Source organism: Streptomyces sp. XM83C, from assembly GCF_023072675.1.
Classification (GTDB): domain Bacteria; phylum Actinomycetota; class Actinomycetes; order Streptomycetales; family Streptomycetaceae; genus Streptomyces; species Streptomyces thermocoprophilus.
Genome location: NZ_JALLGL010000236.1, coordinates 1 through 9,659, shown reverse-complemented (window position 1 = coordinate 9,659; position 9,659 = coordinate 1). Strand labels below are relative to the sequence as shown.

Annotated in this window: 11 protein-coding genes; 6 read left to right on the top strand and 5 right to left on the bottom strand. The window is 74.6% G+C overall.

The features are described from left to right. Positions 1 to 51: 51 nt before the first annotated feature. From MTQ10_RS22705 to MTQ10_RS22690, 4 genes are all read right to left on the bottom strand, one after another. Entirely contained in the window at positions 52 to 1,374 is a 1,323-nt protein-coding gene (locus tag MTQ10_RS22705) for an acyl-CoA dehydrogenase family protein (protein WP_247471704.1), read from the bottom strand. Continuing rightward, positions 1,371 to 2,333 (bottom strand): 3-oxoacyl-[acyl-carrier-protein] synthase III C-terminal domain-containing protein, encoded by a 963-nt coding sequence (locus tag MTQ10_RS22700; protein WP_247471700.1) that lies wholly within the window; start codon positions 2,331 to 2,333, stop codon positions 1,371 to 1,373. Before MTQ10_RS22700 ends, MTQ10_RS22705 begins: the two co-directional genes overlap by 4 nt. Positions 2,334 to 2,367: 34 nt before the next feature. Continuing rightward, positions 2,368 to 2,628 carry an acyl carrier protein gene (locus tag MTQ10_RS22695; RefSeq protein WP_247471697.1) on the bottom strand — a complete coding sequence of 87 codons (261 nt, stop codon included), beginning with the start codon at positions 2,626 to 2,628 and terminating at the stop codon, positions 2,368 to 2,370. Between the two features lie 216 nt (positions 2,629 to 2,844). Beyond that, a complete protein-coding gene (locus MTQ10_RS22690) occupies positions 2,845 to 4,764 on the bottom strand; it encodes a condensation domain-containing protein (protein WP_247471694.1) in 1,920 nt (639 codons plus the stop codon). A gap of 343 nt (positions 4,765 to 5,107) precedes the next feature. Here MTQ10_RS22690 and MTQ10_RS22685 point away from each other — a divergent pair, with 343 nt between their 5' ends. The 6 genes from MTQ10_RS22685 (at position 5,108) to MTQ10_RS22660 (ending at position 8,634) form a co-directional block, all read left to right on the top strand. Next, positions 5,108 to 5,257, top strand: a complete 150-nt coding sequence (locus MTQ10_RS22685; protein ID WP_247471675.1) for a hypothetical protein — start codon at positions 5,108 to 5,110, stop codon at positions 5,255 to 5,257. Between the two features lie 163 nt (positions 5,258 to 5,420). Further along, positions 5,421 to 6,014 (top strand): acyl-CoA dehydrogenase family protein, encoded by a 594-nt coding sequence (locus MTQ10_RS22680; protein ID WP_247471673.1) that lies wholly within the window; start codon positions 5,421 to 5,423, stop codon positions 6,012 to 6,014. Further along, entirely contained in the window at positions 6,011 to 7,129 is a 1,119-nt protein-coding gene (locus MTQ10_RS22675) for an acyl-CoA dehydrogenase family protein (RefSeq protein WP_247471657.1), read from the top strand. Before MTQ10_RS22680 ends, MTQ10_RS22675 begins: the two co-directional genes overlap by 4 nt. A 38-nt stretch (positions 7,130 to 7,167) precedes the next feature. Then, a complete protein-coding gene (locus tag MTQ10_RS22670) occupies positions 7,168 to 7,674 on the top strand; it encodes a hypothetical protein (RefSeq protein ID WP_247471655.1) in 507 nt (168 codons plus the stop codon). Then, complete coding sequence (locus tag MTQ10_RS22665) at positions 7,656 to 8,138, top strand: hypothetical protein (protein ID WP_247471652.1); 483 nt, start codon at positions 7,656 to 7,658, stop codon at positions 8,136 to 8,138. The genes MTQ10_RS22670 and MTQ10_RS22665 overlap by 19 nt, the downstream gene beginning before the upstream one ends. Then, entirely contained in the window at positions 8,131 to 8,634 is a 504-nt protein-coding gene (locus tag MTQ10_RS22660) for a hypothetical protein (RefSeq protein ID WP_247471649.1), read from the top strand. Before MTQ10_RS22665 ends, MTQ10_RS22660 begins: the two co-directional genes overlap by 8 nt. Before the next feature lie 37 nt (positions 8,635 to 8,671). Here the strand turns inward: MTQ10_RS22660 and MTQ10_RS22655 are convergent, their stop codons facing one another. Next, positions 8,672 to 9,379: a 4'-phosphopantetheinyl transferase family protein gene (locus tag MTQ10_RS22655; RefSeq protein ID WP_247471647.1), complete on the bottom strand. Its 708-nt coding sequence runs from the start codon at positions 9,377 to 9,379 to the stop codon at positions 8,672 to 8,674. Positions 9,380 to 9,659: the final 280 nt, after the last annotated feature.

The following is a 9,659-nucleotide window of genomic DNA, read 5'->3' as shown; positions in this document are numbered from 1 at the left end:
GTGTCGTACGGCCGTGGGCTGTGGTGTCGGGGCGGGCGGGCGGTGCCGTGGTCACGAGGGGCGCTCCGTCCCGTGCGGGCCGCGGCGCAGCAGGCCGTCGGCGATGTGCAGTCGCTGCATGTTGCTCGTGCCCTCCATGAACTCGAAGCCGCGGGCGTCACGCGTCCACTTCTCCAGCAGCGGGTCGCTGACCAGCCCGGCCGGGCCCAGCACCCGCGCCGCCCACTGCCCGACCGCCACCGGCAGCGCGCTGCCCGCGAGCTTGGCCACGGCCGGGGCCGCCCTCGGATCCGGGTTGCGGTCGACCTCCGCGGCGGCCCGGTAGGCCAGCTCCCGTGCCGCCTCGACACGGGAGCGCAGCGCCTCGGCGCCGGGCGCTTCGGGGGCGAGTTCGCCGACGCGGTCCAGCATGGCCAGCGCGGTGCCCACGGCCATCGCCCCGACCTGGATACGTACGTTGTTGAAGGTGCGCAGCGCCCCCCACAGTCCCCGCCGGGACACCGGGAGATGAGCGCCGAGCACCTGTTCCTCGGCGACCGGCAGCCCGTCGAAGTCGATCTCGCTCAGCCAGGCGCCGCGCAGCCCCAGCGTGTCCAGCCGGCGAGCCGTCCAGCCGTCGGCGGGCCGCTCCACGAGCACCGCGCGGATCGACAGCGCGGACGCCCCGGTCCGGGCGAAGACGACGCCCACGCCGCCGCGGGCCGCGTTGCCGATGTACCGTTTGCGGCCGTACAGCGCGTACCCGTCGGGTGTCCGCTCCAGGCGGGTCTCCAGGGCGGTGGCGTCGCTGCCGTGGTCCGGCTCCGTCATCGCGAAGAACGTCCGTGTCCGCCCGTCGGCGACCCGGTCGTGGAACCGGTCGCGCTGCGCGGGGCTGCCCAGCGCGTCCACGACGATCCCGGACAGGGCCGGTCCCGGCGCGCCGAGCAGGGCGCCCGCGTCGCCGCGGGCCAGTTCCAGGGTGGCGACCACCCGTTCCAGGCAGGTGCCGCGCCAGCCGGCGAGGAGCCCTTCGGCGCCGGACGCGTGGCGCCGCTCGGGCGGCTGCGCCGAGGCGCGGATCAGGGCGACCGCCGCCGAGTCGAACGGCAGGGCGGCGCCCTCCGGGTCGGCGTCGATGGCGAGCGCGTGCTCGCGCAGCTCCCGCGCGACCTCGGCGACGCCCGCCCGCAGCGCGCGCAGCCGGTCGTCGCCGTCGACCACACCGGTGCCGTAGCGGCGTACGGGCGTACCGGGGGCGTGGACCGTGGTGCGGTCGGTGCGGTCGTGGTACGGCGCGGTCGCCGCGTCCGCCGATGTGCCGCTGTGCGGTCCCGTGGCCGTCGCGCCGGCCTCGGCGGGGCTCTGCGCGGTGCCGCTGTACGTCGCTGTCATGCCGCATCCTCCGTCACTTCGACGACCGCTGCCTGGAAGTAGGCGCCCATGCCCTGCGCGGCGAGCACACACCGCTGACCCGGCGTCAAGCGGCCGGTGCGGTCGGCGTGGGCGAGCGCCATCAGCGCGTCCACCCCGAAGGTGTGGCCCTGCTCGGGCAGCAGATCGAGGTACACGTGGTCCATGGGGATGCCGAGGGCGCCGCTCACCGCGCGCCACACGAACGCGTTGGACATGTGCGGCATGATCCAGTCGATGTCGTCCCGGCCCAGCCCGGCCTGCCGCACCGCCGCGTCGATCACGCCGGCCATGCCCTCGACGCAGGCGGTGCCGAACTCCCGGCTCTCCTCGGTGCTCATCCGCAGATTGCGGTGGAACCGGGCGTCCCGGACGGCGGCCCCGCCCAGATAGCGGTAGCGGCCCCGGTGCCGTTCGCCGTCCCGGCCCATCACGACCGCGGCGGCGGCGTCCCCGCACACCACGAACCCGGGGATGATCCGCGACAGATCTCCCATGCTGCCCTGGTCGCCGCCGAGGACCAGCACGAGGTCGTCGGGGGAGGCGCCGGGCCGGCGCAGGAACCGTTCGGCGAGGTCCGTGCCGCGCAGCACCGACGCGCAGTTGATGCGGGAGATGCCGTACACCGGCACCCCGGGCAGGCCCAGCCGCTCGCGGAGGTGCCCGGCGAACTCGTCGTGGTGCCCGAAGGGCTGGACCAGCAGCGTGTGCCCGTACAGCACCAGTGCGGCACGGCGGCCGTCCAGCGCCTCCTCCGCGGCGTCCAGCAGCAGCTCCAGCAGGGTCTCCCCGTCGGCCAGCGACGGGCTGGTGCGCAGCCCGAAGATCCGGGTGAACAGGCGCCGTTCGGCCCGGGGCCGGTCGTGGCGGGCGAGGATCTCGTCGACGGAGTCCCGTCCGCTCGGCACCCGCGCCGCCACCCTGGACAGGGTGATCGTCATGGCAGCCCTCCTGTCGGTGCCGGCGCGCGGCCGGTCACGCCGCCGTTTTCCGCATCTGGGCCGTCACGTAGTCGGACAGGCTCCCGAAGGAACGGAACACGTCGGCGTCCAGCTCCTCCGGGTCGATCTCCAGTCCGATGGTGTCCTCCAGGCTCATCAGCAGTTCCAGGACACTGGTGGAATCGAGGGCGAGGTCCTCGAAGAGACGGGTCTCGGGGGTGAGTTCACCGACCTCTCGATTGAGCACCGCCTCCAGCGAGATCCTGATGTGCTCGGCGACCTTCTGCTGCTCCATGGCACGTCCTTCGCATGGCTGGGTGGTGGGACCGGGATGTCCGTCCGGAAAGGCGGGGGAATTCACCCGGGAGAGGCCGGTGCCCGGTCCGGCCGTCCCCGCCCGGGATCGGGCAGCGGAGAAATCCGTACCGGAATCCCGTGGCGGCAAGGCTAATCGGCGGGGTGCGTCATGCGGACGGCGTCCCGGTGGCAGTTATTTCCCGGCATTTGGATGTCACCGGGCGACCAGCAGCCCGGCCAGGTCCCGCAGCGGCAGCGGCCCTGCGAGGTCGCGCACCGACAGCCCGTTCCAGCCCGCCGCGTGCAGCGCGGCGAGCACGGCGGGCGCCCGCAGCAGCCGGCCGCCCCCGGCGACATAGCCGGCGCCGGCGTCCGGCGCGGCGGGCCCGCCGGCCTCGGCGACCGCCCGCAGCAGCGCCTCCTCGGCGCCGGGCGCGGCGGGTCCGGGCGTACGCGGGGCCCCGGTGTCGGCCGTGGCGGCGCCGGGGACCGCCGCGCCGGGGAGCGCGGTGTCGGGGGAGGCCGTGTCGTGGCCAGTGGCGTCCGCGGCGGGCTCCGGCAGCGCCGACAGCCCGGCCAGTTCGCTCAGCCGCAGGTCATCGCCGGTGTCGGCCTGCTTGGTGATCAGCTCCTCGCAGCCGCGCAGGAAGCGTTCCACCGCGTGCGCGGACAGCACCGCGCCCGACGCGCGCAGCGCGAGCGTGACGCCGTCGGCCCACTCGTGGACGCGGAAGTAGGCGTCGGCGCCCGACCGCGCCCAGGCGACGGGCTCCGGGTTCCGGGCGAACCGGGTGCGCCGCGTGCCGCAGGAACGGGGCGCGTAGTTCAGGAAGTTGACCTCGGTCTCCACCCGGACCGGCCGCCCGCGCCGCCCGGCCTCCTCGGCGAGCAGCTCCAGCGTCTCGTCGTACGCAAGCGGGGGCCGCTCCTGGGCGTGGCGCACGGCGTCCGCGGTGGCCCGGACGATCTCGCCGAACGTCGGGTCGTCGCCGTCCGGGAGCCGCACCGCCGTGAGCAGAGGGTCGAACATGCAGGTCAGTACGTCCATGGTGGGCGCGTCACCGCGGTGGCTGGAGAACAGCCAGAACGGCACGACGGGGCTGCCCGTGTACACGGCCGTCAGCGCCGTGAACGCGGCCATGTGCACCGCCGACGGCCACACCTGGAGCCGCCCGGCCACCTCCCGTGCGGCGGGCAGCAGGCGGGGCGAGGTGAGGGTCGCGCTGTACGACTCGCGCGCCTCTGCGGACGTACGGCGGGCGGCGTACAGGTCCGACGGCAGCCGCGCGGCCTCGGCCCGCCACGGCGCGCGCCGCCCGTCCGCCGGACCCCGCGGCGCGGTGTCCTGCACGGCGTCCCGTGCGGTGCCCGGTGCGCCGTCCTGTGCCGTGCCCGATGCGATGTCCTGTGCGGTGCCCGGTGCGCCGTCCTGTGCCGTGCCGGTCGTGGGCAGGTCGGCCGGCTGGCACAGCACCGGGGGCAGCGCGGCGGGCCGGCCGGCCGCGGCGGCGGTGAGCAGGGCGTCCAGCTCGCGCAGGAGCGCCGCGATGCTCCAGTCGTCGAAGGAGATGTGGTTCAGCACGAGGACCAGCCGCCGCACCCGCCCGTCCACGGTGACCAGGCAGGCCCGTACGGGCCACTCCGCGGCAAGGTCGAAGTCCCGCTGCGAGCAGTCCCGTACGGCCTCCGCGACCGCCCCGCCCCCGTCGGCGGCGACCACCCGCACGGGCAGCGGCGCCGGGGCGTGCACGATCTGCCGGGGGAGGCCGTCCTCGCCGACCGGGAAGGTGGTGCGCATCCCTTCGTGGCGGCGCACCAGCAGGTTCAGCGCCGCCCGCACCCGGGCCGGTGCCAGCCCCTCGGGCAGGGGCGGGTCGAGCACGATGTGCGTGTCGTGGCGTGCGTCGGCCGGGAGCTGATGGTGGTGCAGCCAGAAGTACCGCTGCCCCCGGTTCAGTTCGGCCCTCCTCACCTCGCGGGACGCCGGAGAGGGCCGTGGCGTGCCGGTGTCCTCCGGGCCGCCTCTCGCAGCGCTGGTGTTCTCCTGGCCGGCTCCCGCACGGCCGGCCTTTTCCGGGCCGAATTGCGCGGGTCCGGTCGTGGGTGCGGTGCCGGGTGTTCCGGTAGCGGGCATCCGATCCTCCCTGGCCGTGACGATCGCCGTCCTCGATGATGAGGTGGCGGCACCGCCCGCACCTACCGGATTCCGGTGTCACCAAAAGGACGGTGACAAGATGTCACCGGCACGCCGGGAGAGGGCACCGGGTTTTCGTTGACAGCGTCCCCGCCCGTTCGTCAGCCTTCCATCACCGGCCACGGAACTTCCGCGACCGGCGCATTGCACAGCGCCGTACTTCCGACTTCCGTCGTCAGCCGTTGCCTGCCCCTTTTTTCGCGGGCCGTCATTTCTGCGCTGGGCGCGGAAATCACCGGACGGCGCATTTCTGTCCAGATGTTTTTCTGTGGAGGTGAATCGCATGACCAAGGCTGCCACCAAGGCCGCGTCGAAGGCTGCGTCGAAGGCCGCTGCCAAGGCCGCGACGAAGGCTGCCGCCAAGGCTGCTTCGAAGGCCGCTGCCAAGGCCGCTGCCAAGGCCGCCGCGAAGGCCGCCGCGAAGGCTGCCTGATCCACCGTGGCATGGCGCCGTCCTCCGCGACGGCGCCATGCCACAGCGCCTTTCCCACACCGACCGTGTGCCGGGCCGCCACCGCCGAGACCGCCCAGGTCGTGTCCGACCTGAGCCGGAACCGCCGGGCAGCCGGGCCGCAGGAGGTTCTCGGAGGACCCCCATGACGGACTTGATCGCCACGTGCGAGCGCGCCGCCCACCGGGACGGCCTCGCCGTCGGACTGGCCGCGGCGCTCGACGGATTCGACCCCGACGCGGCCCCCGGCCCGGTCACCGCCGTACCGTCCGAGCGGGTCGCTCCGGGCCGCGAACTGGTGCCGCACCGCGTCGCCGAGGCGACGGGCATCTCCTTCGTCCGCTGCGCCGACACCCCGCCCGCCGGGGCCGAGGCGCTCACCGCTGTGAGCGTTCTCGTCGCCGCCGCCCGGCTCGGCGCCACCCGCCGGCTGCTGGACCACGCCGTCGAACATCTGTCGGGCCGCACCTCGGGCGGTGAGCCCACCATCCGCAAACAGCTCGTGCTGGGCACCGTCGCCGACGTCCTCACCGGGCTCGAGGCGCTCCGCGCCCAGCTGAGGGTGGGCGCGGACTCGGCCGCCTCCGTCGCCGACGTGCACGACCAGATCACCGCGCTCGACTGGGAGACCGCCAAACTCCTCGGCGCCAGCGGCTTCATGGCCGACGGACCGGGCCGCACCGCCCATGTCTCCCACCTCGTCGCGAACTGCTGGACCGTCCGGGACGGTGGCCGATGACCGGCCTCGACCCGACGCTGCGCGCGCTGCGCGAGACCGTCGCCGAGGCGGTGCCCGACCTGCGGGCCCGCGCCCTCGCCGTGGACGCCGACCCCACCGCCCTCGCACCGCACCTGGACGCGCCCGGCCTGGACCTGGTGCGCTCCGTCACCACCCCGAAGCGGTACCGCGGCCGGCTCGCGCCGACCCCGGCGGACGCCTACGCCACCGAGTCCTGCCTGGCCCGCGTGGTCGGCACCGTCGAACTCGCCCGCGGCGACGCGGCGATGCTCACCGCGAGCCCCGGCCCGTCCCTGGCCGGCGTGGCCGTGGACACCCTGGGCTCCGAGGAGCAGCAGGACCACTTCTACGACACCATCGGCGACGGCCGTACCTGGACGTTCTTCGCGATGACCGAGCCCGGCCTGGGCAGCGACGCCACCATGCTGAGCGCCCGGCTGGAACGCGATCCCGACGGCGGCTACCGGCTGTACGGCACCAAGCGGTACATCAGCAACGGCACCCGGGGCCGTATCGGCGCGGTCTTCGCCCGCACCGGCCCGTCCCCGCTGGCCATCCGCGCGGTCCTGGTGCACACCCCGGCCGACGGGTTCACCAGCCGTGCCCTGGAGTTGACCGCGCTGCGCGGGGCCCGGCTCAGCGAGCTGCGTTTCGACGGGGTGCGCGTACCGGAGGAGATGGTCCTCGGCAGCCATCTGAAGCTGTCCCGGCGCGGCATCTGGGGCGCCATGCGCACCTTCAACTACATGCGGGTGCACATCGGCGCGCTCGCGGTGGGCACCGCCCTCGCCATCACGGAATGCGTACGCGAACTGCGGCCCCGCCTCACCGCGGCTCAGGTGCCGACCGCCCGGCTGCTGGCCGCCCGGCAGCTCGTGTACGACGCCGCCGCCTCGGTGGACGAGCACCCCGACGACCAGCGTCTGCCGTCCATGGCCAAGCTGAACGCCACCCGCCTCGCCGTGGCCACCGCGCACTGGGCGGCCGGCGCGCTGGGCCCGGCGGGCCTGCTGGAGCATCCGCTGCTGGAGAAGTGGAGCCGGGACGTCTACGGCTTCGAGTTCATGGACGGCACCAGCAACATCCAGCGACTCCAGATCGCCCGCGACCTGTGACGCGGGCGTCCCTGCACGGACCGGCCGAGGAAGGGCCCATGACCGCAACCGCCACGACCGCCACCCCCCGGTGGTCCGCGCGCCCGTTCACGGCGCGGGACCGGGAGCCGGTGCTCGCGTTCTTCACCGAGCCGGACTTCCACTTCCGCACCGCCCAGCCGGACACCCGCTCCGAGGCCGAGATCGACGCGCTGCTCGACGACAGCACCCGGGTGCTGCTCGCCGACGGCGAGCCGGTCGGCCTGTACGGGGTGGAGGACGTGGGCAGCGAACACGGCTCGCACATCCAGCTCGACCTGCGGCTGCGCGGCTCGGCACCCGACACCTGGTGGCCGGCGGCGCTGGAGGAGGTCCTGCGGGGCCTGCGCTGGAGCCGCGAGATCGTCCGGGTGACGGTGCGCGTGGGGGCGTACGACACCCGCGGACTGGCCGCTGCCCGCGCCGCAGGACTCACCGAGGAGGGCACCCTCGGTGACATCGAACTCCACGACGGTGTCCGCTCCGGCACCGTCTTCTTCTCACGGATATGGGCGCCCACGTCATGAAGCTGAAGGGGTTCAGGGCGGCGGACGCCGCTCTGCTGACCGGTGACTGGCTGCCCGGTGAACTGCTGGGCCTGCCCGTCGTGGACCGGCCGCCGCTGGCCGAGCCGAGCCGGGTGCCGCCGCCGCGGGACGACCGGGACGAGCTGTGCGTCGTACCGGGCACCGGGTTCGTCCGGTTCACCGGCGTGGACTGGATCCACCGGCATGCCCGCCTGGAGATCGGGCTGCGCTCGGCGGCCGAGGACCCGCGGCCCGTGCTGGAGGCGGCGCTGCGGCACGGCTTCCGCGTGCTCGGGATGCGTCGGCTGTACGGCTGGCTCACACCCGGCGTGTACGACGGCACCGAGACGGTGCTGAAAGCGTGCGGCCTCCAGTGGGAGGCGACGGTGCCGCAGGCCCTGTGGGTCGCGGGCGGCGCCATGGACCGTCAACTGTGGGGTGCTCTTCATGCCAGCGATGACTGACCCGCCGTCGGAACGCACACCGGACGCGGCACCGGCCCTGGAGGGGGCACCGGACGCGGAGCCGGAGCAGCCCGCGCTGCGGCTGCTGCCGCCCGCACAGGCGGCGGCCGAGCTGTCCGCCGCGGGCGAGGCGGCGCGCGGCTTCCTCGGGCTCGACCCCGTCACCCAGAACGCGGCGCTGCTCGGCCGGGAACTGGCACACCGGGACGCCGTCGTCCTCCGGTACGGCGAGACGCTGCTCGGCTGCGCGGTCAACCCCGAGCAGCCGCGGCAGGCGGAGGTGGCGGTCACCGCGGCCGACGCGCCGGCGCTGGGGGCGCTGCTGGAGTTCCTGCGGACGTACCAGCGCTGCTCGTCGTTCGTGAGCCTGGTGCCCGACGGCCGGGACACCTCAGCGTTCGAGGCGCACGGCTTCCGCACGGTGGGCACCCTGCGAGGGCACCGGTTCGCGCAGGGCCGGTACCACGACGTGCGTGTGCTGGCGTGGACGGCGTGACGGCCCGCGCGGCCTGAACGGGCTCCGTCGGCCCGGTTCAGAGGGCCAGGTCGGCCACCCGCCTCAGCTCGGTGACGGTCACCTCGGGGTCAGCGCACGTCGTGGCGAGCGCCGCGAACACCCCGTCGCCCAGCGGCAGGTCGGTGACATGGACCGGTTCTTCGGGCCAGCCGGGCGGCGGAGAGTCGAGGCGGGCGGTGGGGCCGTCCACGGACAGGGCGGTGAACGGCACCTGGAGGATGCCGTGCCCGGTGAGCTTCACCACCGCCTCCTTCCGCGCCCACAGCCGGAACAGTGCCTGCGGTTCCAGTGCCGTGGCGGTGGAGGACAGCGCCCGCAGCTCCGGCTCCGAGGCGAGCAGCCGGGTCATCCCGGCCGGCTCGATCTCCCGGCTGCCTGACTCCACGTCCACCCCGACGCGGGTACCGGTCGAGGCGGCCAGCACGATCAGCCCCCGCGTGTGGGAGACGGAGTAGTCCAGCTCGGGGGCGTCGGCGAAGTGCGGCTTGCCGTGACCCGGGTCGGGGCAGTGCGCGCACGCGCGGCTGATCCCCACCCGCTCGACGGACACCCCCAAGTGCCGTGCGCCCAGCGCCCGTTGCAGCGCGCGGGACACCATGAACGTCTCCCGCCGGTCGTCCACCGCCCACTCGGCGGCCTGCGCCCGCTCGCGCGGCGAGAGCCACTCCTCGGCGGTCTCGGCGACGGCCCTGCCGTCCCTGACGACCCACACCCGTACGACCATGTGATCACCTTAGGGGGATGCGGGCACACGGACCGCCCCTCTCCCCGGTCCGTCGAGGAAACAGAGGTCAGCCCCGTCCCGGACGGGCGGGTGCCGTCCCTCCTCCTGGTCCGTCGAGGAAGAAGTGCCCTCTTGGCGTCGGCGGGGAAGAGCCGGCCCCGCCCGGGTCTGCCGGGCAGGAGCCATCGGCTGTACCGTCGGCACGAGTTGATGTTCGACCAGGCACACGGGCGCCCGGATCGGCCGGTGGCCGGGGCGGGGCGGCGCCGGTGCCGGGGTG

Excerpts from the sequence above, each read along its gene's own strand:
- MTQ10_RS22705 (WP_247471704.1), bottom strand. The coding sequence starts at position 1,374 with ATGACAGCGACGTACAGCGGCACCGCGCAGAGCCCCGCCGAGGCCGGC.
- MTQ10_RS22700 (WP_247471700.1), bottom strand. The coding sequence starts at position 2,333 with ATGACGATCACCCTGTCCAGGGTGGCGGCGCGGGTGCCGAGCGGACGG.
- MTQ10_RS22695 (WP_247471697.1), bottom strand. The coding sequence starts at position 2,628 with ATGGAGCAGCAGAAGGTCGCCGAGCACATCAGGATCTCGCTGGAGGCG.
- MTQ10_RS22690 (WP_247471694.1), bottom strand. The coding sequence starts at position 4,764 with ATGCCCGCTACCGGAACACCCGGCACCGCACCCACGACCGGACCCGCG.
- MTQ10_RS22685 (WP_247471675.1), top strand. The coding sequence starts at position 5,108 with ATGACCAAGGCTGCCACCAAGGCCGCGTCGAAGGCTGCGTCGAAGGCC.
- MTQ10_RS22680 (WP_247471673.1), top strand. The coding sequence starts at position 5,421 with ATGACGGACTTGATCGCCACGTGCGAGCGCGCCGCCCACCGGGACGGC.
- MTQ10_RS22675 (WP_247471657.1), top strand. The coding sequence starts at position 6,011 with ATGACCGGCCTCGACCCGACGCTGCGCGCGCTGCGCGAGACCGTCGCC.
- MTQ10_RS22670 (WP_247471655.1), top strand. The coding sequence starts at position 7,168 with ATGACCGCAACCGCCACGACCGCCACCCCCCGGTGGTCCGCGCGCCCG.
- MTQ10_RS22665 (WP_247471652.1), top strand. The coding sequence starts at position 7,656 with ATGGGCGCCCACGTCATGAAGCTGAAGGGGTTCAGGGCGGCGGACGCC.
- MTQ10_RS22660 (WP_247471649.1), top strand. The coding sequence starts at position 8,131 with ATGACTGACCCGCCGTCGGAACGCACACCGGACGCGGCACCGGCCCTG.
- MTQ10_RS22655 (WP_247471647.1), bottom strand. The coding sequence starts at position 9,379 with ATGGTCGTACGGGTGTGGGTCGTCAGGGACGGCAGGGCCGTCGCCGAG.